The 24,382-nt window shown below is 41.7% G+C and carries 19 protein-coding genes and 1 pseudogene; 4 read left to right on the forward strand and 16 right to left on the reverse strand.

The window, feature by feature from the left end; genetic code table 11:
- Positions 1-199: 199 nt before the first annotated feature.
- On the reverse strand, positions 200-967 hold the full coding sequence (gene hisA / locus LJE12_RS07465; RefSeq protein ID WP_008706264.1) for a phosphoribosylformimino-5-aminoimidazole carboxamide ribotide isomerase: 768 nt from the start codon (positions 965-967) through the stop codon (positions 200-202).
- Between the two features lie 324 nt (positions 968-1,291).
- Positions 1,292-1,804: a hypothetical protein gene (locus LJE12_RS07470; protein WP_227226595.1), complete on the reverse strand. Its 513-nt coding sequence runs from the start codon at positions 1,802-1,804 to the stop codon at positions 1,292-1,294.
- A 254-nt stretch (positions 1,805-2,058) separates the two neighbouring features.
- On the opposite strand from LJE12_RS07470, the gene LJE12_RS07475 reads away from it, so the two are divergent.
- Positions 2,059-3,318, forward strand: coding sequence for a D-alanyl-D-alanine carboxypeptidase (locus tag LJE12_RS07475; RefSeq protein ID WP_227226594.1), 1,260 nt, complete (start codon positions 2,059-2,061; stop codon positions 3,316-3,318).
- 147 nt (positions 3,319-3,465) lie between these two features.
- On the opposite strand, the gene dapB is transcribed toward LJE12_RS07475, so the two are convergent.
- From dapB to LJE12_RS07495, 4 genes are all read right to left on the reverse strand, one after another.
- Entirely contained in the window at positions 3,466-4,227 is a 762-nt protein-coding gene (dapB, locus tag LJE12_RS07480) for a 4-hydroxy-tetrahydrodipicolinate reductase (protein ID WP_008706259.1), read from the reverse strand.
- A 65-nt stretch (positions 4,228-4,292) separates the two neighbouring features.
- Complete coding sequence (dapA, locus tag LJE12_RS07485) at positions 4,293-5,186, reverse strand: 4-hydroxy-tetrahydrodipicolinate synthase (RefSeq protein WP_008706258.1); 894 nt, start codon at positions 5,184-5,186, stop codon at positions 4,293-4,295.
- Positions 5,187-5,265: 79 nt separating this feature from the next.
- Complete coding sequence (locus LJE12_RS07490) at positions 5,266-5,757, reverse strand: cob(I)yrinic acid a,c-diamide adenosyltransferase (protein WP_020993654.1); 492 nt, start codon at positions 5,755-5,757, stop codon at positions 5,266-5,268.
- A gap of 434 nt (positions 5,758-6,191) precedes the next feature.
- Complete coding sequence (locus LJE12_RS07495; protein WP_008706256.1) at positions 6,192-6,818, reverse strand: single-stranded DNA-binding protein; 627 nt, start codon at positions 6,816-6,818, stop codon at positions 6,192-6,194.
- Positions 6,819-7,243: 425 nt separating this feature from the next.
- Here LJE12_RS07495 and typA point away from each other — a divergent pair, with 425 nt between their 5' ends.
- Positions 7,244-9,076, forward strand: a complete 1,833-nt coding sequence (typA, locus tag LJE12_RS07500; RefSeq protein ID WP_227226593.1) for a translational GTPase TypA — start codon at positions 7,244-7,246, stop codon at positions 9,074-9,076.
- Between the two features lie 504 nt (positions 9,077-9,580).
- A complete protein-coding gene (gene adhE, locus LJE12_RS07505; protein WP_227226592.1) occupies positions 9,581-12,238 on the forward strand; it encodes a bifunctional acetaldehyde-CoA/alcohol dehydrogenase in 2,658 nt (885 codons plus the stop codon).
- An 89-nt stretch (positions 12,239-12,327) separates the two neighbouring features.
- Here the strand turns inward: adhE and LJE12_RS07510 are convergent, their stop codons facing one another.
- The 7 genes and pseudogenes from LJE12_RS07510 to LJE12_RS07540 form a co-directional block, all read right to left on the reverse strand.
- Positions 12,328-13,416 (reverse strand): class II aldolase/adducin family protein, encoded by a 1,089-nt coding sequence (locus tag LJE12_RS07510; protein ID WP_055201049.1) that lies wholly within the window; start codon positions 13,414-13,416, stop codon positions 12,328-12,330.
- A gap of 80 nt (positions 13,417-13,496) precedes the next feature.
- On the reverse strand, positions 13,497-15,056 hold the full coding sequence (cls, locus tag LJE12_RS07515; protein WP_055053772.1) for a cardiolipin synthase: 1,560 nt from the start codon (positions 15,054-15,056) through the stop codon (positions 13,497-13,499).
- Between the two features lie 117 nt (positions 15,057-15,173).
- The gene (locus LJE12_RS07520; protein ID WP_227226591.1) at positions 15,174-16,238 is read right to left on the reverse strand and encodes an FUSC family protein; all 1,065 of its coding nucleotides are present in this window, start codon (positions 16,236-16,238) and stop codon (positions 15,174-15,176) included.
- A gap of 101 nt (positions 16,239-16,339) precedes the next feature.
- Positions 16,340-16,855, reverse strand: a complete 516-nt coding sequence (bilS, locus tag LJE12_RS07525; RefSeq protein ID WP_118520298.1) for a flavodoxin family protein BilS — start codon at positions 16,853-16,855, stop codon at positions 16,340-16,342.
- A 186-nt stretch (positions 16,856-17,041) separates the two neighbouring features.
- The gene (locus LJE12_RS07530) at positions 17,042-17,440 is read right to left on the reverse strand and encodes a hypothetical protein (protein ID WP_227226590.1); all 399 of its coding nucleotides are present in this window, start codon (positions 17,438-17,440) and stop codon (positions 17,042-17,044) included.
- A gap of 135 nt (positions 17,441-17,575) precedes the next feature.
- Positions 17,576-17,680: pseudogene (locus LJE12_RS07535) on the reverse strand (VOC family protein); the annotation flags it as partial.
- 80 nt (positions 17,681-17,760) lie between these two features.
- Positions 17,761-19,377: a mannitol dehydrogenase family protein gene (locus tag LJE12_RS07540; protein ID WP_227226589.1), complete on the reverse strand. Its 1,617-nt coding sequence runs from the start codon at positions 19,375-19,377 to the stop codon at positions 17,761-17,763.
- A 281-nt stretch (positions 19,378-19,658) separates the two neighbouring features.
- Here LJE12_RS07540 and LJE12_RS07545 point away from each other — a divergent pair, with 281 nt between their 5' ends.
- Positions 19,659-20,792 (forward strand): ROK family transcriptional regulator, encoded by a 1,134-nt coding sequence (locus LJE12_RS07545; protein WP_227226588.1) that lies wholly within the window; start codon positions 19,659-19,661, stop codon positions 20,790-20,792.
- A gap of 162 nt (positions 20,793-20,954) precedes the next feature.
- Here LJE12_RS07545 and LJE12_RS07550 read toward each other — a convergent pair whose 3' ends face one another.
- From LJE12_RS07550 to LJE12_RS07560, 3 genes are all read right to left on the reverse strand, one after another.
- A complete protein-coding gene (locus LJE12_RS07550) occupies positions 20,955-21,947 on the reverse strand; it encodes a Fic family protein (RefSeq protein ID WP_227226587.1) in 993 nt (330 codons plus the stop codon).
- A gap of 83 nt (positions 21,948-22,030) precedes the next feature.
- Positions 22,031-22,285 (reverse strand): hypothetical protein, encoded by a 255-nt coding sequence (locus tag LJE12_RS07555; protein WP_026649178.1) that lies wholly within the window; start codon positions 22,283-22,285, stop codon positions 22,031-22,033.
- 281 nt (positions 22,286-22,566) lie between these two features.
- Positions 22,567-24,375 (reverse strand): Na/Pi cotransporter family protein, encoded by a 1,809-nt coding sequence (locus LJE12_RS07560; RefSeq protein ID WP_008706243.1) that lies wholly within the window; start codon positions 24,373-24,375, stop codon positions 22,567-22,569.
- Positions 24,376-24,382: the final 7 nt, after the last annotated feature.

Here is a 24,382-nt window from a genome sequence, read left to right on the forward strand (position 1 = left end):
TCCATCCCCTTTGCTGTTTGATGAATCTATTATAACACACATTTTTGAATTTTAACACTATTTTATTAAAATTTCACATTTTTTCTGTTTACTTCAGAAATAACTTTAAAGTTCCTTTGTCATTATGGGGAAATAGCAAAAATTCTGTAATTGTTCTGTACATTCTCACTGTGATTCCTGAGATTACTATAAAAATCAGTTAAAGTTTAATCAGTTCTGAGAATGAAATATTTCCGCCAAAAAGATCCAATGCACTGCCTACTGTGACATCCAGTCTGTCTTTTCCATATTTTCGCAGATCCTCAATATCCTTCATGGAGCCAACTCCACCTGCGTAAGTAACCGGATTTCCTTTATACTCCCCCAGCAGAGATGCAAGTTCTGTTTCAACTCCGCGTGCCTTTCCCTCCACATCTACTGCATGGACCAGAAACTCATCGCAGTAACTTCCCAGTTCTTTCATAATATCCAGTGTCATAGTGACATCTGTAAATTTCTGCCAGCGGTCTGTCACAATATAGTATTTTCCATCTTTTCTGCGACAGCTCAGGTCAAGAACCAGTTTCTCTTTTCCCACAGTCTCTTTCATTTTGTTCAGATTTTCCCAGGAAATCCTTCCATCTTTAAATACATAAGATGTAACGATTACATGACTGGCACCTGCACTAAGATATTCCCCTGCATTTTCCGGGTTCACTCCTCCGCCGATCTGTAATCCTCCCGGATAAGTATGTAATGCAAGAATCGCCTGTTCTTTTGTTGATTCATAGTATGGGGAGTCATGACCATTTAACAGAATTACATGTCCTCCTTTTATCCCTGCCTTTTTATATAATTCTGCATAGAAAGATGCATCCTGCTCAGATACAAAATTCTCACTTGCCTGATCCTGTACGTCCGTAAGGCTCCCACCTACAATCTGCTTTACTTTTCCATTATGTATATCAATACATGGGCGAAATTTCATGAAATCCGTACCTCCATATCCGTTATATGTACTCTCAGAATCTTTTTGTACTTATAGCAAGCCTCTTAAATTAATGCATTTGAGACAGTTCAGCAGAGTGCGAAAGACAAGGAAGATATCTGCAGGCGTGCTGACGCAGGATTTCAGTTACTGTTCACTCCGTTCACAGTAACGGATTTCACGCTCTGATGAGCTGAATCAATATGCATTATTTACAATGATTGCTATAGTTAGATGCAAAAACAAATGCAATAAAAACTTCGGGAGTACATTATTTAAATTTTACCAATTTAACACGATAATACCATAAATTATTCCTGATGTCTATCTTCCTTCTGCTGCGTTGCCTACAGCATCGCCTACATCTTCTACAGCATTACCTACCCCTTCGCCCAGATCTTTGACGCTGTTTCCCAGTTCACCGGATACTGTACCGTCACCGTTGTTGTTTTCATCAATTCTGGTATTATCTGCAGTGTTATCTGTTGCATTGCTATTCTGTTTTGTCTCATTTTCTGCAGCTTCATCCTCTGCGACAGTTCCATTGTCTGTGACGGTTCCACCATTATTTACATTTTTATCTGCCGCATTGTTTCCTGATGTGCTATTTCCATTTGTATTGTTTTCTCCTGCGTTATTTTCCATGTTATCATCGTTTGCAGCATTATTATCCGTCATATTTTCTTCGTTTGTGTCTACCTCATCAGCTGCTTTATTTGCATTTCCACATGCTGTGAACATGCACAGTGACATAATAAGTGCTGTACCTGTCAGAATCTTTTTTACCTTTATTCCCATATTCATCTCCTGTTCCCGGAAAGCATTCTGCCGGTCCATGCAGCAGAACCTCTCCGTCTTTTCATGTTTTTATATTATGTTTTTAATATGTACCAAAAACTCAATACTATTCTGGAAAAAATTTACTTTTCATGCTATGATTTAAATAACACAAAATAGATTACTCCGTACATATATACTCCCACAATCTAGCGTACCGACAAGTTGCTATAGCAGGATTTCACTCATTAATGAGATGGATTGACTGCAGTATTTTACGGAATATCTATAACTCATATTTACAGGAGGTTATCATGAAAAGAAAAAGGAACCATTCACTTCGCAGCTTTGTTTTCATATTTCTGGCTGCACTTTTCCTGCTGTTTACCTGCAGTGTTTCTACTATCTATGCATCCACACTTCAGAAACCTGATATCGCAGCATCGGGAAAATTTGTAAAAGACGGCGATTACTGGATTTACCGCTATGATGATAAAACCATCGCCAAAAATGTATTTCTGAAAATTGACAAAAAGACCTATTATTTTAACAAACTCGGACACCGCTGGTGCAGCTGGCATACGATCAAAGGCAAAAATTATTATTTCGGAACCAGATCTCAGGGATATCTGATAAAGAATTCTCTTATCAAATATAAAGGAAATTATTACTATGTCGGTAAAGACGGTACCATGGTTACCGGATGGTACACTGACAAATCCGGAAAGAAATACTATTTTGGCAAAGACGGAAAAGCAGTTACAGGAAAACACAAGATCAAGGGAACTTACTATTACTTTAACCAGAATGGTACTGTCACCCACACCGGATTAAATTATTCCCTTTCCTCTGACTGTGCACTTCTCATGAATGCAGATACCGGTCAGATTATTTATGGCAAAAATGAAAATGTTGCTCATGCCAACGCCAGCACAACCAAGATTATGACCTGTATCCTTGCACTTGAAAACTGTAAATTAAACGAAAAAGTAAAGTTCTCCCCTTACGCAGCATCTATTGAACCCAGCAAGCTTTATGCAAATGCAGGAGAAATATTTTATCTGAAAGATCTGCTTTATTCCCTGATGCTTCCCTCCCACAACGACACCGCAGTTGCCATTGCCGAACACGTCAGCGGTTCCACTGCAAAGTTTGTTAAATTAATGAATAAAAAAGCAGCAGAGATCGGATGTACGAATACACATTTCGCAACCCCAAATGGTCTGGATGCAGGGTATAACCATTACACAACAGCTTCTGACCTGGCAAAAATTGCCCAGTATGCGATCAAAAAGCCTATGTTCCGCAAACTGGTGAGCACCGGCTATTATTCTTTCTCTAATCTCAACACCGGCAGAAGCTATTCTATCGGCACCACCAACGCCCTGCTCGGCAATGTTCCGGGAGTTCAGGGTATGAAAACAGGCTATACCAACAAAGCAGGCTATTGTTTTGTCGGACTTTCTTATTCCGCAAGGGGAAACACCTATATTTCTGTTGTCCTGGGTGCAGATTCATCTTCTGCCCGCTGGCAGGATTCCAGAACATTGCTGACTTACGCATATAATCATTGATCAGAATTATTATAGCAACATACAGGCCAATATTACAAAAAAGGAAAGTGTTCTGAAACATCAGATACACTTTCCTTTTATATATTTTATTTCACTGCTATGAAGATACTGAAAATTACCAGTTATCAATTTTTACTGCATTCCTGATTATTTTGCACTGATAACATCGCTCATATCATATCTTCCTGCCGGTTTGCCTGCAAGGAATTTCGCAGCTTCAACAGCACCCTTTCCAAATACAGCTTTGGAATATGCAGTATGCTTAAATTCAATCACTTCATCCGGACCTGCGAAGATCACTTCGTGTTCTCCTACGATTGTTCCACCGCGGACTGCTGAGATACCGATTTCCTTATCATCCCGCATCTCACGTCTCTGGCTGCGGTCATAGATATAATGATACTGGTTATCCATTGCCTCATTAATGCTGTCAGCCAGTGCAAGTGCTGTTCCGCTTGGTGCATCCAGTTTCAGTCTGTGATGCTTCTCAACAATCTCCATGTCAAATCCTGCTGTTGCCAGAACCTTTGCCGCATCCTGAAGCAGTTTCATCAGAGTATTGATTCCAAGAGACATATTTGCAGATTTCAGAACTGCGACATTCTTAGATGTCTCTTCCACCTTTGCGAGCTGCTCCTCGCTTAAACCGGTTGTACATAATACAACCGGGAGTTTGCGTTTCTCACAGTAAGCAAGAAGTGCATCTGTTGCTTTTGCAGAAGAGAAGTCGATAAGGGCATCTGCCTCTACCTGACATTCTTCCATATTTGTATATACAGGGTAGCTGTTCTTTCCCTGATCTGCCACATCGATACCTGCTACGATCTCAGCATCCGGATCCTTCTCCACAAGTCCGGAGATTACCTGACCCATGTGACCGTTACAGCCATGCATAATAATCTTTACCATTTGTCTATTCCTCTCAATTCCAGTATATCGGCAAGTTGATTTTCCGAACAATCCTGCGGTTATATTTATGCAAGTTTAATTCCGAAATTCTTCAGTTCTTCAGCAAGTTTTGCCTTGTTTGCATCTTCCATCTCGGATAATGGCATACGAAGTGGTCCCACTTCTTTACCCATCAGATTCAGAGCTGCTTTCACCGGAATCGGGTTTACTTCACTGAACAGTGCATGAATTAACGGGATTGCCTTTAACTGGATTTCCGCTGCACCCTTTGTATCTCCTTCAAGGAATTTCATAACCATATCATGTGTTTCCTTAGGAGCTACATTAGAAAGTACGGAAATTACTCCAAGTCCGCCAAGTGAAAGGATCGGAAGTACCTGATCATCATTTCCGGAGTAGAGTTCAATGCAGCCATCAGCCATGGACATCATGGTTGCAATCTGTGAAAGATCTCCGCTTGCTGCTTTGATACCAACAATATTCTTAACATTTTTAGCCAGAGCTACTGCTGTTGCAGGCTGAATGTTACAACCTGTACGGCTCGGAACATTGTACATAATGATCGGTGTTTCCGGAACTGCCTCTGCAATAGCTGTATAATGAGCGATCAGTCCTTTCTGAGTCGCCTTGTTATAATATGGAGTGACTATAAGAAGTGCATCTGCACCGTAAGAAGCAGCCTCCTTTGACATCATAATTGCAGTTTCCGTACAGTTGGAACCTGTACCTGCGATAACCGGAACACGTTTGTTTACCTTGTCGATTGCAAACTTAATTGTCTTAAGATGCTCTCCATGCGTCATCGTTGATGATTCTCCTGTTGTTCCGCAGATAATGATCGCATCTGTACTGTTTGCAATCTGATACTCCAGAAGTTCCTCCAGTTTATCATAATTAACCTTGCCATCTTCATACATAGGGGTTACGATTGCAACACCTGCACCTTTAAAAATTGCCATTTGCCTTCCTCCTTTATTCTTCTGTAATTTCCATACAGATTACTGCCCATTCATAAACAATAATCAGGTTTTATACACCTTATACAATCTCTGTTGTCAGTGTAGTTATGCTGTCTGCATATTTACGCAGGCTGTCCGGTAACGTCCGTCCCGTAAGCAAAATATGCATACTCTCGTCCTTCATCTTCAGGATATCACCGATTGCCTCTGCAGTAGTGATCCCATAATCCGGAAGTGCAAGAATCTCATCCAGGAGCAGAAAATCGCATTCCTGCGTTGCGATCACTTTGCGCGCAAAATTCAAAGCATTGAGAATATTGGTTTTCTCCTCTGCCTTCTCCTGCTCATTCAGTTCCTCATATCCTTCATCATGCTTCTCAAAACGGAATATCTTAATATCCAGATTATCCAGTTCCTCCAGAAAATCCAGTTCCCTGCGCTCTCTTCCTTTCAGAAACTGAATAATAATGACGCTTTTACCCTGTGCGGAAGCTCTCAGACACTGACCGATCGCCAGAGTTGTCTTTCCCTTTCCCCCGCCACAGTAAACCTCTGTAAATTCTTTTTCCATAACAAACAATTCCTCTTATCGTTATTGAAATTGTACCTTCTTCTCTGTGTCATTACAGACATGATAAACAGCAGTCTGTTTTCGACTTCTGCGATGAGCTTCCGGCATATTCACGCCGGAATGCTTCGTGGAACAGCAGGCTGCCATAGTTATCTGAATACGCTTATATTACCGCAGTTTATGAAGAATTGCAAGTGTTACTGTTTACAGTAATCGTTACTGTTCACTCCGTGTTACTGTTCACTCCGTTCTCAGCAACACGCTTCGCGATGCACAGAATCTATGCTAATCGCATAAATTCGCGCGGTATGTCTCGGGTTTTCTGTGACCTTTGCTCACAAAAAACACCTCGCGGGATATCACCAGTGAACAGTAACCACTCCGTTCACAGTAACGTGTCCAAAATTCATTCCAAATTGCCTGCGGCAATGGAATTATTCCATATATTCCAGCTTGCTTACAGATACTTCATACGCAACTCTCTTCTCTGTTTCATTTTCCCCGATCCGTTTCATATATTCTCTGCTCTGGATACGTCCCCAGATCAGGACATGACCGCCAACCTCAAACGCAGATGCATAGCGGGCATTTCTGCCCCAGCAGATGCATGGTATGTAATCTGATTTTCCATACGGACGATTTACTGCCAACAGCACATCCGCAATTTCTCTTCCAAGAGGAGTTTTACGGTACACCGGAGGCTTACAGATATATCCGTCCAGAAAAATCTGATTTACCGGAACTGTTTCATCCTCTTCTTCCACAAACTTCAGTTCTCTGCTGAATACTGAAAGCACGAGACGGTTGTGCTTCTCCTCATGGCGGTTATATGAGCGGAACTGTCCATGGATTTCCACATATTCTCCGATATAATCCTGCGTTACATCCACCAGCCGTTCAGAAACCATCACCGGAATCCTGTCTTCCGAATCACTGAGCCTTTTGACCAGCAGCTCAGTCATATAGAAGCCTTCTCCAAAGACCTGATGACTGAATGTAAAGCCTGCTGCAATTTTGCCCATCATAGATACCTGATTGTTTTCAATAATTTTATCTGCCATAATGTGGTTCTCCTTCCCTGTAGAGCACCTGTGTCAGAATCCCTGCCTGCAATGCAGACCGTAAATCGTCTCTGCTTTTTCAGCGATCCCGCATATGCTCCTCTGTACCTTGTATTGTTCTTTATAAGGTTATGTACAGGCATTCTCATTTAGAACCAGAATCTGCAAAAATAAAAAAAATTATTTTAACACCTTGTAATCTGGCGAAAATGTGGTAAACTGAAAATTCGGGTAACTTATTGAAGAAAAAAACACATAATAATAGGAACAAATTCATCTGCAAGATTATATCGTGCTTGAAAAATGCTTTTGCAGCAAAATAATCCTGCTGATAACACATGAATATTAACAATTCCGGTAACTGTTCAGCCAGTGTGCCGAACAGTTACCCATTCAAAGCTTAAAGAGGAAAGGAAAATCATTTTATGAGAACAAAACGTGAAGATGTCCGTAACGTAGCCATTATCGCCCACGTTGACCATGGTAAAACAACTCTGGTTGACCAGCTTCTGAAACAGAGCGGTGTATTCCGCGAAAATCAGGAAGTTCAGGAACGTGTCATGGACTCCAATGATATTGAGCGTGAGCGTGGTATCACTATTTTATCCAAGAATACAGCTATTCATTACAAAAATACAAAAATCAACATCATTGACACACCAGGACATGCTGATTTCGGCGGCGAGGTAGAACGTGTACTTAAGATGGTAGACGGTGTTATTCTTCTCGTTGATGCTTTCGAAGGTGCTATGCCTCAGACAAAATTCGTTCTTAAGAAAGCACTGGAACTTGACCTTCATGTAATCGTATGTATCAACAAGATCGACCGTCCGGAAGCCCGTCCGGATGAAGTTGTAGATGAGGTTCTGGAACTTCTTATGGATCTTGGTGCTTCTGATGAACAGCTTGACTGTCCGTTCCTGTATGCTTCTGCCAAAGCAGGACATGCTGTGATCGACTTAAACGACACTCCTAAGGATATGGCTCCGTTATTTGAAGCAATTCTGAAATATATCCCGGCTCCGGAAGGAGATCCGGAGGCAGATACTCAGGTTCTGATCAGCACGATTGATTACAATGAATACGTTGGACGTATCGGTGTTGGTAAAGTTGAAAACGGTACAATCGCTGTTAACCAGGAACTGACTCTGTTAAACCATCATGATCTGGACAAACGTAAGAAAGTTAAGATCAGCAAGCTCTACGAGTTTGACGGTCTGAATAAGGTTGAAGTAAAGGAAGCTACTATTGGTTCCATCGTTGCTATTTCCGGTATCGCAGACATCCATATCGGTGATACTCTCTGCGGCGGAGAAAACCCGGAGGCAATTCCTTTCCAGAAGATTTCCGAGCCTACCATTGCCATGAACTTCATCGTAAATGACAGTCCGCTGGCAGGCCAGGAAGGTAAATACATCACATCCCGTCATCTTCGTGACCGTCTCTACCGTGAGCTGAATACAGATGTCAGCCTTCGTGTAGAAGATACTGAAACAACAGAAGCCTTTAAGGTTTCCGGACGTGGAGAACTTCATCTGTCTGTCCTGATCGAGAACATGAGACGTGAAGGTTATGAATTCGCAGTAAGTAAACCGGAGGTTCTGTACAAAACAGACGAGCGCGGAAAGAAACTTGAACCTATGGAAATCGCTTATGTAGATGTTCCGGAAGAATTTTCCGGTACTGTGATCCAGAAGCTGAGCGAACGTAAAGGTGAGCTGCAGGGTATGAGTACTGCCAGTGACGGTACTGTCCGTCTGGAATTCCACATTCCTTCCCGTGGACTGATCGGATTCCGCGGTGAGTTCCTTACTTCCACCAAGGGTACCGGCATCATCAATACCATGTTTGACGGATATGCTCCTTACAAGGGAGATTTCCAGTACAGAAAACAGGGATCTCTGATCGCTTTCGAGGCTGGCGAAGCTGTTACTTATGGTCTGTTCGCAGCCCAGGAGCGTGGTACTCTGTTTATCGGACCTGGTGCAAAGGTTTACAGCGGTATGGTTATCGGACAGAATGGTAAAGCCGAAGATATCGAGCTGAACGTATGCAAGACAAAACATCTGACTAACACACGTTCTTCTTCCGCTGATGATGCACTGAAATTAACTCCACCAAGAGTTCTCAGTCTGGAACAGGCCATCGATTTCATCGACCAGGATGAACTCCTTGAGGTTACACCGGAATCTCTCCGTATCCGTAAGAGACTGCTGGATTCCAGAGAACGTAAGAGAGCCGCTTTCAGAAAAGCCTGAAACAAATAGAAATTTAAGAAAAATTAAGCCTCGCAGATTTTGCGGGGCTTAATTTTTCTTAATCATTACTGTTCACTCCGTTCACAGTAACTCTTAATCTCCTGCAAACATATGGAAAAACATAAATCCTTCTACAAATTATATTGTTATATTTTCACGAAATTCCAAGTTAGTATTTGTTAACTTTTTCATATGCTTTGTAATTGATAAATAATTAACAAAGTCATATAATAGCATCATCGAGGTTGTTAATTTATTAACGTTATTTTTTTAACTTTCTCTCAGTTGCCAACAGAACATATATTGTTAAATTTTTCTCATATATTCTGACAATTGATATTTTATTCACATTATTTACGTGATTATGCACAATTTTCACCATAATATTTCGTTATGCTCATATTAATGTTACTGTTGACCAAATAATCAGTTTATTTATATAATAAAAACATAACAGGTCACGGTAAATACTTTTAACGAAAACACAAACAGGAGGATTCCCAAATGGCAAAAAAAGAGAACACTATCCCAACCATCATCGACACCCCTGAAGCTCTTACTGCAAAGATTGCAGCCATGAAAGAGGCACAGAAGATTTTCGCAACATTTACCCAGGAGCAGGTAGATAAGATTTTTAAAGCTGCCGCTACTGCTGCTGACAAAGCACGTATCCCGCTTGCTAAAGATGCTGTTGAAGAAACAGGAATGGGTATTGTAGAAGATAAGGTTATCAAGAACCATTACGCAGCCGAATATGTATACAACGCATATAAGAATACCAGAACCTGCGGTGTGATTGAAGAAGATACTGCTTACGGTATTAAGAAAATAGCTGAGCCGATCGGTCTGATTGCTGCTGTTATTCCTACAACCAACCCAACATCTACTGCAATTTTCAAAACTCTGATTGCACTGAAAACACGTAATGCAATCATCATCAGTCCGCATCCCCGCGCAAAGAAATGTACCATTGAGGCAGCAAAGGTTGTTCTGGAGGCAGCTGTAGAAGCCGGTGCACCGGAGGGAATCATCGGATGGATCGATGTTCCAAGTCTTGATCTGACAAATCAGGTTATGCGTGAAGCAGACATCATCCTTGCTACAGGTGGTCCCGGAATGGTTAAGGCTGCCTATTCTTCCGGAAAACCTGCTTTAGGTGTAGGTCCCGGAAATACTCCTGTTATCATTGATGACAGTGCAGATATCCGTCTGGCAGTTAACTCCATCATCCATTCCAAGACCTTTGACAATGGTATGATCTGTGCTTCCGAACAGTCTGTAACTGTTCTTGAGAGCATTTATAAGAAAGTAAAAGAAGAATTCCTTTACAGAGGATGTTACTTCCTGAAACCGGATGAATTAGAGAAAGTAAGAAAAACTATCCTTATCAATGGCGCATTGAATGCAAAGATCGTAGGACAGAAGGCTGCCACTATCGCTGAGATGGCCGGTGTTGCAGTTCCTCCTGAAACAAAGATTCTGATCGGTGAGGTTGAATCTGTAGACATCAGCGAAGAATTCGCACATGAGAAGCTTTCCCCTGTACTTGCCATGTACAAGGCCAAAACTTTTGACGAAGCGATTGCCAAAGCTGAACAGCTTGTAGCTGACGGCGGTTATGGACATACCTCCGCTCTCTACATTGACACAAGAGAAAAGGAAAAAATGGAAAAACACGCAGCAGCTATGAAGACCTGCCGTATCCTCATCAATACTCCATCTTCTCAGGGCGGTATCGGCGACCTTTACAACTTCAAACTTGTTCCGTCCCTGACTTTGGGCTGCGGTTCCTGGGGTGGCAACTCCGTATCTGAGAACGTAGGTGTAAAACATCTCATTAACATCAAGACCGTTGCTGAAAGGAGAGAAAATATGCTCTGGATTAGAACACCGGAAAAAGTTTATTTCAAAAAAGGCTGCCTGCCGGTTGCTCTGGATGAACTTGGCACTGTTATGCACAAGAAACGCTGCTTTATCGTAACAGACTCTTTCCTTTATAAGAATGGATATACTAAAAAGATCGAAGATAAATTAGATCAGATGGGAATCGTACATACCTGCTTCTACGATGTAGAGCCAGATCCATCTCTCGCTTCTGCAAGAGCCGGTGCTGCTGCAATGAGAATGTTCGAGCCTGACTGCATTATCGCAATGGGCGGTGGTTCCGCAATGGATGCCGGCAAGATCATGTGGGTTCTCTATGAAAATCCGGACGCCAACTTTGATGATATGGCTATGGACTTTATGGATATCCGTAAGAGAATCTTCACATTCCCGCATATGGGTAAGAAAGCTTACTTTATAGCTGTTCCAACATCTTCCGGTACAGGTTCCGAGGTAACACCTTTTGCTATCATTACTGATAAGACTACAGGTATCAAATGGCCTCTGGCTGATTATGAATTAATGCCTGACATGGCTATTGTTGATACAGATAATATGATGAGCGCACCTAAGGGACTGACCTGTGCTTCCGGTATCGACGTTATGACTCATGCACTTGAAGCCTATGCTTCCATGATGGCATCTGATTATACAGATGGTCTTGCATTAAATGCAATCAAACTGGTATTTAACTATCTGCCACGTGCATACAAAGATGGTTCTGATGTAGAAGCAAGACAGCATATGGCAAATGCTTCCTGCATGGCTGGTATGGCTTTCGCAAATGCTTTCCTTGGCGTAAACCACTCTCTTGCTCATAAGCTGGGAGCTTTCCATCACCTTCCACATGGTATTGCAAATGCTCTGGTTCTGCTTCATGTTCTGCGCTATAATGCAGCCGAAGTTCCAGCTAAGATGGGTACCTTCCCACAGTATCAGTATCCGCACACACTTGCACGTTACGCTGAGATTGGCCGTTCTGTAGGTCTGACAGGCAAGAACGACAGCGAAGTATTTGAGAAGCTTCTCCAGAAACTGCAGGAACTGATGGATACTATTGAGATCAAACATACGATCAAAGAATACGGCGTAGACGAGAAGTACTTCCTCGAAACTCTTGACGAAATGACCGAACAGGCATTTAATGACCAGTGTACCGGTGCCAACCCGAGATATCCATTAATGTCTGAGCTGAAGGAAATCTATCTGAAAGCTTACTATGGTGAGGGAAATATTCCTGAATCCGGGAAAGCCAAAGAGAAAAAAGAAGAGAAATAAGATTTGCTGAAAATAAACCTTTTCCTTTAAAAATATAGTGTTTAAACCAACAAAATGGGGCTGTCAAAAAAAGACAGCCCCTTATTATATTATTTCTTACTGCGATATGCTTCTGCTTCCCAATGTGTGATAAAGTATGTAATATCATCCGTCATATGAAGCGGACCGCCAAAGCTTTCTGCATATACTGCAAGCTTAATGGCATCTTTTACAAGAAGCTGTGCTTTTGCAGCTTTTCCCTTATCATCTTCCATGATAAAGGCACCGACTCCCTGTACCAGGATCAGTCTTGGCTCTTTGTCATTCTCTGCCATAAATGCATCCAGCGCAGCTTTTGCCTGGTCAATATCCTCTACAAATAACGGATATGGTCCGCAATATACAATGTGATCCGGTGTAAACGGCTTCAGAAGCGGTGCAGCCGCTGCTTTATCTTTTACAAAATGATCAGCTTCTGCTACAGGTACAACTTCTACTGCATGTCCCAGTAACCGGGAAAGCTTCTCTGCTGCCTGTTCTTTTTCAGATGTAACAGCATCACTGACATCAGCAGTTCTCTTTACCTGTTTCTCTAATTTACTGATCACGCCGTCAAATAATGCTCCAATTTCCTCTACAGTATTTGCTGCAACGAAAATTCCATGATTCTGGAGCAGAAGAACCTGAACATCTTTTCCGTATTCTTCTTTATAAGCATTCATTTTCTCATAGCAGATACGTGCAAGCGTATATCCGGGTTTGCAGATATCGATCCAGAGTACATCTTTTCCAAGGAGCTGTTCGCTGAGTTCCTTTGCGCCTTTTCCGCAGGTCAGTCCATTGACAAGTGTAGGATGAACATGCAGTACATAAGTATAGGCAAATAAGTTATGAAGCAGTGCTTCTACACTTGGACGTTTTGTTTTGTCAGCATCTGTTACTGCAGCCATAACATCTGCAAGATACAGCGATTCACGTTTGACATCGTCTTCCGGATAATCTGTTTTCATGATCTCATTCAAACGTGCTCTGCTCATTTCCACAAATTCCTCTGCCTTAATTGTGGCAAGCTGTGTACCGGAGCCTTTTACATACAATGTGGTGTCATCTTTTACAGAAGTATTGCCACCGCCTGCAAGAACATAGGCAGGGTTGCTTCCATAAGTATTTGACATTTTTACTAAGGTTGAAAGATCCATAGTTAAAATTCCTCCCATATTTATAATAGTTTTGCTGTTCCCCATTCCATTGTACACGATATTCTGCTTTTTTCCAAGTGTTATAATAATCCCGCAAATAACCTCATAAACAGCTGTCCCAATCGCAGATATGCGCTGCGTCCGGTACTGTACTGTTCTGTGACTTCACGGCATTCATCCATTGTTGCTGCAAGATCATTTCGGATATCCAGAACTGCCTGGCAGTCTGCCATAAAGCAGCCGTTTTCAAAATGATGATACAGACTTCTGTAATCCAGATTTATGGTTCCGCAGGTTGCCATACAGTCATCTGCCACACTTATCTTTGCATGACAGAAACCAGGTGTCCATTCATAGATACGCACTCCATGCTTCACCAGTCCATGGTAAAAGGATCGTGTGATATTGTAGATCATCTTTTTATCCGGAATACCAGGTGTGATGATTCTCACGTCTACCCCGCGCTTGGCAGCCAGACACAGAGCATGGCTCATTTCATCTGTGATGATCAGGTACGGAGTCATAAACCAGCAATATTTTTCTGCTTTGTTCACCATACTGATATACACCTCTTCGCCTACCTGTTCATGGTCCATAGGACTGTCCGCATAAGGCTGGATAAAGCCTGTCTGCTTTGCCTGATAATCTGTCTGAACCAGAAATCCGGTAAAATCACTGTCATTTTTATCCTTATCACTGACAGCATTCCACATCTCCAGGAATGTTACTGTCAGGGAACGGACTGCCTCCCCCTCCAGACGGATACCTGTATCCTTCCACTGTCCATAAGGATGTGTGAAATTAAAATATTCGTTGGCGAGGTTGTAACCGCCGGTAAATCCCACTTTTCCATCGATTACTGTGATCTTGCGGTGATCCCGGTTATTCAGGAACACATTCAGACCCGGAGTAAAAGGGTTGAACACTCTGCAATGGATTCCCACATTTTCCATTTTCTTAATGAAGTCTGTATTGATAAACCCAATGGAACCCATGTCGTCATAAAATACTCTGACTTCTACGCCTGCCTTTACGCGGTCTTCCAGAACTCTCTGGATTTTATGCCAGGCCTGTGCATCCTCAATGGCATGATATTCCATAAAAATGAATTTCTCTGCCTTTGCCAGATCTGCCAGCTGAGCCTCCAGCCCTTTGACTGCCTCATCATAATAAATAACATCTGTATTCTGATAGACCGGATAGGAGGCATTTTTCTGTATATAATCAGAAATATTGCCTGCCTTCGGGATTTTCCTGCCAAGCGTTTCCCTGCACTCACTGTCATTGGGAAGCAACGGCAGAAGTTCCCTGTCGATCTGGTCATAACGCTCCCGCATTTTACGGGTACCGCCATTGAGACCAATCAGTAAGTACAATCCCACTCCCAAGATAGGGAATACAAGGATCAAAATAACCCAGGGCATTTTCATAGATGAAGTCTGGTCTGACGCATACAGCTTAAGAACCAGTACACCTGCAAGAAGCCTTGTTATCAGATTGATAATCTCCGCATATTGATTCAGCTTTGTGATCATAGCAATGATAAAAGCTGCTTCCAGTAAAATACATACTGCGGAAAAGCATAATCGTTTTACACCATTTTTCGTTTTCGCCCTGCCTTCCAGGGTATCCTGTTTCATATTCTTTCTCTCTCCCTCTGTCATTGTACGTTAATATTCACTCTATTCCCAGAACACATATCAGACGGATAAAATCATCCGCTTTTTTACTTGCTTATAACCGCTCCGCAGTTTCAGTCAGGAAAGATTTTCTGCACATTTATTTGTGCCTATATACTCTGCTACTTTATCTGTTACTTTATTGCAGATTACCGTATAAGCTGCTCCCAGAACATTGGCACCTATACGAAGTGCTATTGCTGCCGGCATTCCGAAGATCCCTGCTGCAATAGACAACGCTCCAAATGTATTAAATGCAGTCTGCCACGGATATCCTGCTGAATATCCAACTCCGATTCCTCCGATCATTCCAATGTACGGATACATGGATTTAGGAAGTACCAGATACAGCACAATAAACAGCAGACAGCCCACAACATTAAACATTCCTCTGCTCACAGACCTTGGGATACAGTCCTCTGTAAAAGGCAGACATACGGACATACAGGCGATTCCTGCCCACATTGCTCTGGGAAGTCCCAGAAGATTCATAAACAGCATTGCGCTGGATACGATCAGTGTCAGTTTCACATACCATCTGCTTCTCGCTGACTTAAGATCAAATTCCCGGAACAGATCCAGGAAGGTTCTTCGATAAGCTCTGTTTCTCTGATTCTTATAGAATACGATCATACAGATCACCATTCCCACCAGCAGTCCGATCACACGGAAGGTGTATTCCCTTCCTGTCACATCATAGCCCAGAAGCAGCAGATATCCCAGTACAAAGGTGGAATGATTGTACATGATCACATTATGACAGCCCAGTATCATCAGCAGTAAAATACACACAGCATTCACTGCAAACGCGGCTAACGGAGGCACTATATTTGCCAGACGGGGTCCTGCCATAAGTATACCGAAGATCCCTGCAATGGAAAGCAGTCCATGTGTTGTCCTGATCCCGAAATCTGCCTGCCGTAGCACAAGCACTGCCAGCAGAACAGTAACACCAACTACACTGTTGCTGCTTCCTGTAAGCTTGCTGTACATGCTCACCACTGCTACGCAAAAAGCCATAACCAGATACACTTTAAAATTATAGATTAAAATGTGTCGTCTTTTCTCTTTTGGGTCTGTGGTACTTCTGATCAGCTGTTTGGAGCCGGTCGAACTCAATTGTAATTCCTGATAAAATGTCATATCTCGTTACCTCTCTTTCGCGAAAATCTATAAAAATTTATGAATTACCTTTTTTAGTAACGAGCACTATACCGCAGTTCCCTCTGTTAGTCAAGACTTAATTATTTTTCCAGGTCTCTTCTGATTATTTCTTCCAGTCTGTCCAGATCCTCATTGTCAGGGTGAGATAACGCCCTGTCAAAATTCTGGATCAGTTCATCCAGGTTCGGCGCATGATCCGGCTTCTCTTTCATCTTTACGTATCTGTCCCTGACTGACTGGGGCATTTTCCCCTGACACATAAATTCTCCCATCACTGTATTACTCTCATCCACAGATTCTTTAACTTTCCCGAGAACCTGCTGGAAATAGGCTTCACTGCCTCCGAAACCTGCTGTTCCAAACAGAAAGATCTTCTTGTTTTTCAGACTCTTTAACAGTTCAAGTGTTGCAGGATCTGCATTCCCTATATCTGTCCAGAATCCAATGTATAATATGTCGGATGAAAGAGCCTTCGCTCCTTCTGTTCCAAAATAGTCACAGTTTTCCTCAGGCAATACCTCCCTGATCTTCTCCGCAAGCTTCTTTGTGTTCCCTGTTTTACTGCTGTATATAATCGAGTATCTTTGTATTCCCATGCTGTCTCTTGCTCCTTTTTTGTTTTATGCATTCTCGGAGTCTTCCCTGTTTTTGCTTTTATAAGAAGATTTTTTGTAAAAAAATTCCGAAAATACATTTTTTGTCTGCATTATTTATATTGCTTATTCCTTCCAACTGATACATAATCACATTCGGTCTACCGTAGCCGAATTCGGTAAAACATTTTAAAAATCTTCCTCTGATTCATTTACGGCTCCATCCCGGAACATTTTCAGCAGCTCTTCCAGACTTTCTCTCAGCTTTTCATTCTTATTATACTGAACCAGCACCACTGTAACAATGGCAGACAGGATCATACATCTGCGGATCAGTTTTCGGATGCGGATACATCTCTTTACATCTTTTCTTCCCTTTTCATAAAGTTTCTCTGCCATCCTGTCAGCTCTGGCATCTTTGCAGGCAATATAATCATCAATCACCTGCTTATCCTCCTCACAGATATCTAGATTCTCATACTGATTCCTCAGCTCCTCAAGTTCTGCATTATTCTGTCTGATCACTGTATCTTTGCGGTTAATTCTCTCAGCTGCACTCCGGCTCATTCTCTCTGTTCGTTTACTCATGATAAAAACTCCTTTCGTTTATTTTTTATTATCTCCTATTTTAAACTTTTCTCAGGCTTTTCTCAATAAAATATTGAAAACAAAAAGCACCTGCTTTGACAGATGCTTTTTCTCACTGAATTTAACCGCCTGACTTTATAAGTACTGGCTGAACTCAACCTTCTCTTTATTCGGTCCCTCAATTGTAAAGAACTTTACTCCGTTTTCCCAGAAGGGAAGAAAATGAACAATATCATTAGTCGGAATTCCATTAAACTGTTCTTTTAAATTCATTTTCATTTTCCTCCTGAAAGTCAGTTATAATATTCATCTGCTGAAAATCATCCAACATATTTATGTATTGTTGCTCTTACAGCTCCAGGTCCTGCGATCATCTCACGGAACATATCCTCAACCTTCTCTCCCACACCGTCTTTGTAAAGGTCAGTGAAGAACAGACGCTCATTGGAAAGAATTGGTTTTAACTGATCTTTGAGTGTTTCAGGTTTACCTACTACAATATCCTTAAACTGTTCCTGCAGTTCCTCATTCATTGGATCCGGTGCAAGTTCAAATTTATTTCCTTCATCATCTACACCAAGCATATATCTGAGCCATCCTGCAATTCCCAGCGGAATAGCTGTCAATCTGGAAGCATCTCCGAATTTCTGTACATATGCTTTGATTGTTTCGCCGAAACGGATGCCAACCATCTGAGATACGTCTACTGCCAGACGAAGGTTTGTATCTCCCAGATATTCATTTGGAAAACGATCGTTGAAGAGCTCATCAACAAATGCCTGCGGAGAAAGGATTCCAGGGTCAGCAACTACCGGAAGACCTTCATCATAAGCAATCATACGTGCCATTTTCATCATATCTTCATTTGTATTAAGCATATGCGCAAACAGATCATATCCAAGAACTACTCCCAGCGGACCTGTAGCAGAATGAACCGGATTCAGACATACTGTTACTTTCATACGTTCAGAAAGGTTAACTGTATTTCTGTCTGCCATATATACACCGAAACCTTTTTCCAGAGCCGGACGTCCGTTAGGGAAGCTGTCCTCTATTACCAGATACTGCGGTTTCTCAGCATTGACAAATGGTGCAATGTATGTCTTCTTACCTGTGATCACCGGCTGCATGTTCTCAACACCCAGCTTTTCAAGATCTGCTGCAATCTGCTCGCTTGGACGAGGTGTGATTTTATCGATCATTGTCCATGGAAAAGCAACTACTTGTTCATCGCTTACATAGTTTACAAATCCCTCATCAACAAATCCTGCTTTCTTCCACTCTTCTGTCATTGTCAGTACTGACTCGCGAAGCTTTGCACCGTTCTGTGAGCAGTTATCCATGGAAACCAGTGCGATGGGATATTCGCCGGCTTTATATCTTTCATAAAGCATTGCAACCAGAACTGCCATGGCACCAGCCGCTTTATCCGGACCATTCTTGATATCTGCCTCTACAAACGGGAACCATGTTCCGTCCGCTTTCTGTAATGCATAGCCTTTCTCTGTAATCGTAAATGAAACCATCTGCAGGGATTTGCTTGTGAAGATTTCTTTCAGGCGTTTCCACTGTTCTGCATTAGAAGACTGTGCCTTCACTGCTTCCGCAAAAGCTCCGACTACTTTATACTCACGGGTTCCATCCCCATGCAGGATTACACTTAATCCAAGATTGTCATATGGATCATAAATCTTATCTACTACATCATAATCAAAGGTTTCCACACAGGTAATCCCACGATCCAGAACTCCCTCTTCCAGAAGACCATCTGCAATTCCACCGATAAACACACGGAAAATATTTCCGATACCAAAGTGAACCCATACCGGATTCTCCTTTGCATTCTCAGAGGCAGCCTCTACATCATAACCCGGAAGAGCGATTCCTGCCTTTTTCCATGCTTCCTGTTCCTTGATTCCATTGATTGATAATTTCATGTTATATCCTCCTTGTTTGTCTTATTCGATACTTATTGTTTGTTGTTATGTTCTTTACTTACGTTTATATCTTAACTGTAAGTTGAGTATATATCTTTTCTTTTAAAAAATCCATTGACAGAAATTCTAATTTTCAAACAACTTTTTTGTCTATTTTACTATAGTGTGCTGACAAATTGATGTTGCTGATCGTGCCGGATATTTTTATTGTTTTTTTTTCGTTCTATGCTACAATAAAACTGAAACTTAACATTATCTTGTAACATAATCAGGAGAATATTATGAGTGAAAAGGGATTGACCAACATTAGTCTCAAGAAAATAAATAAATCAAAGGTTTACCAGTACATTTACAGAAAAAAAACGACCTCCAAGCTGCAGATCGTTCAGGAACTGCAGATGGGTTTATCCACTGTCAGCCAGAACCTGAATCTTCTGGAACAGGAAGGTCTTATTGAAAAAAATGGTTTCTTTGAATCCACCGGTGGAAGAAAGGCAAACGCCCTTCAGATTGTATCAGATTTTAAAATTTCCATTGGTATCGGTATTTTAAAAGGAATGTTTCATATTACCGCTGTAGATTTGTATGGAAATGCTTTCTATACAGATACCATTCCGCTTCCATATTCCAACACACCGGATTACTATAAACAGGTTACTGACGCAGTAAAAGAATTCATCTCATCGCGCCAGTATGACAATGACAAAGTTCTTGGCATCTCCATTGCCACACAGGGTATCACATCCCCGGATCATACCACTGTACTATATGGAGATATCATGAATAACGCAGGCATGAAACTGGATGATTTTTCCAGATATCTTCCATGTCCCTGTTATCTGGAACATGATTCGAAATCAGCTGCGTTCCTTGAATTATGGAATCATCCTGAGCTTGACAGTGCTGTTATCATCCTGCTGAACCGAAATCTGGGCGGCGGCATCATTACCAATCATCAGATTCATCAGGGGATCTCCATGCACAGCGGAACTCTTGAACATATATGTATTAATCCCGACGGCCCACTTTGCTACTGTGGCAGCCGTGGCTGCCTGGAAACCTACTGCTCTGCCAATGCACTGGAACAGGCTGCTGGTATGCCTGCCAAAGAATTTTTTCCTCTTCTGCGCGAAAAAAAATCTCCCCAGATCATACAGATCTGGAAAGATTTTTTAAACCATCTGGCATTTGCCATGAAGAATCTTAACCTTGTTATCGATGCACCGATCATCCTCAGCGGATATCTGGCACCTTATTTTACAGAAGAAGATATTGAATATCTGGCAGAACATCTCCATACAGCCGCACCATTCATACTGGATAAAACACAGATTCTGGTCGGTACCAACGGACAATATACACCGGCGATCGGAGCAGCTCTGCATTATGTAGAGAAATTTATTCAATCCATTTAACTATAGCAATCCTTATAAATAATGCAATCAAGACAGTTCAGCAGAGTGCGAAAGACAAGAAAGATATCTGACGCAGGACTTCACACTATGATGGGCTGGATTGCTTGCATTATTTTATGGAATTGCTATAGATTGCTATAAATCAGATAAGCTTCCTGCTATTCATACTTTCATATATCTCTGATTTCTGCTATTCGGTTTATCTGGTAATGTCATTTGGATCAAATTCATCTCAAGTGCGGGTTGCAAATAATTTCTGCGGAATCCATCTCTGGACTTTAACCCCAGTTTTTCCATAAGTGTTTTTCTTGTATAAGGCGTATCATACTCCATGATTTCAAGCATTTTCCTGACAGTTTCTGAAAACTGTTCATTTTCTTCATTCATCTGAAGCGAAATATCTTCCAAAATCCTGTCTATCTGTGACAACATAAACTCTATAAAAATGGTAGATTCTCCTGAAACATGACATCTGGCAATCGCATCATAATATTCATCCTGAAATTTTTCAATCTGACTTTCGATTGGAATAAACTCAAATACATGTTTCCATTTAGACAAAATAGCAGTGTGCCATAATCTTGCCATTCTTCCGTTACCATCAGCAAATGGATGAATAAAGACAAACTCATAATGAAATACACTGCTCATAATCAATGGATGAACACTATTCCTTGATTTCTTCATCCATTCAAACAGTTCATCCATAAGCTGCGGTACAAATTGCGCCGGAGGTGCCATAAAAATACATTCATCTCCATTAAAAACTCCCTCTTCTCCATGGCGAAACTCCCCACATTCTTCCACAAGATATTTTGTCATAATCCCATGAAATTTCTTTAAATCTTTTATACTATAGGGATTAATTTCCGAAAGGCTTTCATACGCAGCATATGCATTTTTTACTTCCTGTATTTCTTTCTGTTCCCCCAGTACAAGCCTGCCATTGATTACATCCCTGACCTGCCCCAGAGAAAGAGAATTCGCCTCTATTTTTAAAGATGAATGAATAGATTTAATTCGGTTATTCTTTCTCAGGTGCGGTTTTGTTTCCAGACTGCTGATTGCCGTGATTCGCCCTATTTTTTCAGAAATTGAAGACACATATGATAATATCTCATTTGTTATTGTAAATGGCGGTTTATATTCTCCCACAAAAACACCTCCAGAATTTCCGTTATCTTGCACACTATCTTGCACACTTTTTTGCGTACTTTCTTCTTCAGGATAGATTCCGTCTACTTCAGTGCTGTCAGAATCCCCATTGCATTGTCGTAATCTTTCTCTCCGACCATGATTTCATACAATGTTTTATCTGTTCCAAAGTTCCCACCCATGCTGCGGACGGTTCCCCTGCCCGGGGCTGTCATTTTTTCTTCGTGGTTGACTCTCTTTGTTTTGTATTTGATTTTCTCTGAATCTAAGGCTTTACAATACTGCTCATATTTATCCCTGGATGCACCGAGATAGACTGTTCTGCTGTCGAATAACATAATTGCTTCCTCCTTTTGGGTGTCATGTTTGCACAATTTCCTTCCTGCAATGGCTAATCCAGGCTACAGGAAGAATCTCTGCCTGAATAAATATATTTGATTTACAAAAATGATCCTGCCTGCCGACTCCTTTGCCTGCGCACTCCAAAGCGTATTCGAAAAATCATTCCCACCATCTGCACGCCCGGCAACTATAATAAAAAACAGCAGACATCCGTTTCCAGATCATCTGCTGTCATTATATCATATATATTTATTGCTTTGTAGTATATATAAAAGTATTATTCTACCTCTTCCGGTTCCATGCTTCGCATGTGTTCCTCGTTCTTTACGATTTCATACTTCTGGCGATATTCCTTGAAGTATGTATAATATTCCACGCTGTCAGATGGGTAAATCTTGGAATCATGGATATGCATATCCGGATTCTCGTCTCCACTCTTAAGGAGAGCTACCATTGCACTTGCACAATGTGCTGCAATACGGTTGAAGCTGTTGAGAATGTCTGTATATACAGTTCCCTCTTCCAGTCCGCAATTGCCGTTACTCAGACGCTCTACATGATGCATCTTCAGCTCATTGCATAAGGATGTGATAATCATTCCAAGCGGTGCAACTCTCTGTGCCATCTCTTTGTCATCATTGAGGAATGCACGACAGGTAAGATTGATCTCCTCACGAACTGCTTCCATTACTACATTCAGCTCATCCCAGGCTTCCTGTGAGAAATTAGTGTGATTATCATGCATTTCACTGGACATATAGGCAATGTAGGATGCATGGTCACCGATTCTCTCAAAGTCATTGATGGTATGAAGATAAAGGGATGCCTGCCTTGTCTGGGCACTGTTCATCTCATGCTTTGTGAGCTTCATCAGATATTCCCCAAGACGGCTTTCGTATTTATCGATCAGGTTCTCTTTTCTCTGTACCTTATCAAATTTATCCTGCTGATATTCATTCAGAAGGTTCATGGCACGGTTGACATTCTTGCGAAGCTTCCTTGCCATACCGCTCATGGCACGATGACACTGTCCAATAGCAAGTGCCGGATAATTCAGAAGACGTTCTTCCAGAAGATCAAAGTCTGCTTCATCTTCCAGTTCCTCTGCACTGTCTTTTACAAGCCAGCACACCAGCTGCTCGATCTTCGGTATGAACGGGAAAAGAACACATACTGTTGCTACACGGAATACAGTATTCAGTAAAGCAATTGCAACCGGTGACATGATCATATCCATAAATCCGAAATGCACAACAGCATTTACAGTGTAGAAGATCACTGACCAGAGGATAAGACCAAACAGGTCATTGATCAGATAAACAAGTGCTGTACGTTTACCATTCTTATTCGCACCGATTGCTGAAATCAGAACCGGACAGGCAGCACCTACACCGATACCAAGAACGATCGGGAATGCACTGGAGAATGTCAGGATACCTGTTACAGATAACGCCTGCAATACACCGACTGTGGCAGATGCACTCTGCAGCACTGCGGTAAATGCAATACCTACCAGAATACCTATCAGCGGGTTGGAAAACATTGTCAGCATGTTTGTAAATGTGGGGCTGTCCTTCAGTGGTGAAACAGCACCGCTCATTGTCTGCATACCTGTCATCAGGATTGCAAAACCAAGCATGATATTACCGATATTTTTATGCACGGAACGCTTACATGCCATGCGAAGGATAATACCAATAATCGCTACTACTGCTGAAATTGTTGCTGTAGATAAAATCTTCGCAATTCCGTTCTTTCCGTCAATATAAGAAAGACAGAGGATCCATCCGGTAATACTGGTTCCAATGTTAGCTCCCATGATAATACCGATGGCCTGCTTCAGTTTCATCATACCTGAGTTGACAAAACCAATGACCATAACGGTTGTGGCAGAAGAAGACTGAATCACGCTGGTAACACCAGTACCCAGAGCAACTCCCTTCAGCGGTGTGTTTGTCATTCGATACAGGAAAGCTTCCAGCTTATTTCCGGCAACCATTTTCAGGCCATCGCCCATCAATGACATACCAAACAGAAATAATGCCACTCCGCTCAGCAATGACAATATCATTGAAAAAATTCCCATTATTTTC

Origin of the sequence: Blautia sp. DFI.6.71 (genome assembly GCF_020593585.1) — a bacterium.
Taxonomy (GTDB): Bacteria; Bacillota; Clostridia; order Lachnospirales; family Lachnospiraceae; genus Blautia_A; species Blautia_A wexlerae.

Coding starts and splice junctions, on each gene's coding strand:
- LJE12_RS07470 (WP_227226595.1), bottom strand. CDS start 1,804: ATGGACCGGCAGAATGCTTTCCGGGAACAGGAGATGAATATGGGAATA.
- LJE12_RS07530 (WP_227226590.1), bottom strand. CDS start 17,440: ATGAGTAAACGAACAGAGAGAATGAGCCGGAGTGCAGCTGAGAGAATT.
- dapA (WP_008706258.1), bottom strand. CDS start 5,186: ATGGCAATTTTTAAAGGTGCAGGTGTTGCAATCGTAACCCCTATGTAT.
- bilS (WP_118520298.1), bottom strand. CDS start 16,855: ATGGGAATACAAAGATACTCGATTATATACAGCAGTAAAACAGGGAAC.
- LJE12_RS07540 (WP_227226589.1), bottom strand. CDS start 19,377: ATGAAATTATCAATCAATGGAATCAAGGAACAGGAAGCATGGAAAAAG.
- LJE12_RS07475 (WP_227226594.1), top strand. CDS start 2,059: ATGAAAAGAAAAAGGAACCATTCACTTCGCAGCTTTGTTTTCATATTT.
- LJE12_RS07510 (WP_055201049.1), bottom strand. CDS start 13,416: ATGGATCTTTCAACCTTAGTAAAAATGTCAAATACTTATGGAAGCAAC.
- dapB (WP_008706259.1), bottom strand. CDS start 4,227: ATGGTAAAGATTATTATGCATGGCTGTAACGGTCACATGGGTCAGGTA.
- hisA (WP_008706264.1), bottom strand. CDS start 967: ATGAAATTTCGCCCATGTATTGATATACATAATGGAAAAGTAAAGCAG.
- LJE12_RS07490 (WP_020993654.1), bottom strand. CDS start 5,757: ATGGAAAAAGAATTTACAGAGGTTTACTGTGGCGGGGGAAAGGGAAAG.
- LJE12_RS07555 (WP_026649178.1), bottom strand. CDS start 22,285: ATGTTATTCGACAGCAGAACAGTCTATCTCGGTGCATCCAGGGATAAA.
- cls (WP_055053772.1), bottom strand. CDS start 15,056: ATGAAACAGGATACCCTGGAAGGCAGGGCGAAAACGAAAAATGGTGTA.
- LJE12_RS07495 (WP_008706256.1), bottom strand. CDS start 6,818: ATGGCAGATAAAATTATTGAAAACAATCAGGTATCTATGATGGGCAAA.
- LJE12_RS07520 (WP_227226591.1), bottom strand. CDS start 16,238: ATGACATTTTATCAGGAATTACAATTGAGTTCGACCGGCTCCAAACAG.
- typA (WP_227226593.1), top strand. CDS start 7,244: ATGAGAACAAAACGTGAAGATGTCCGTAACGTAGCCATTATCGCCCAC.
- LJE12_RS07545 (WP_227226588.1), top strand. CDS start 19,659: ATGAGTGAAAAGGGATTGACCAACATTAGTCTCAAGAAAATAAATAAA.
- LJE12_RS07560 (WP_008706243.1), bottom strand. CDS start 24,375: ATGGGAATTTTTTCAATGATATTGTCATTGCTGAGCGGAGTGGCATTA.
- adhE (WP_227226592.1), top strand. CDS start 9,581: ATGGCAAAAAAAGAGAACACTATCCCAACCATCATCGACACCCCTGAA.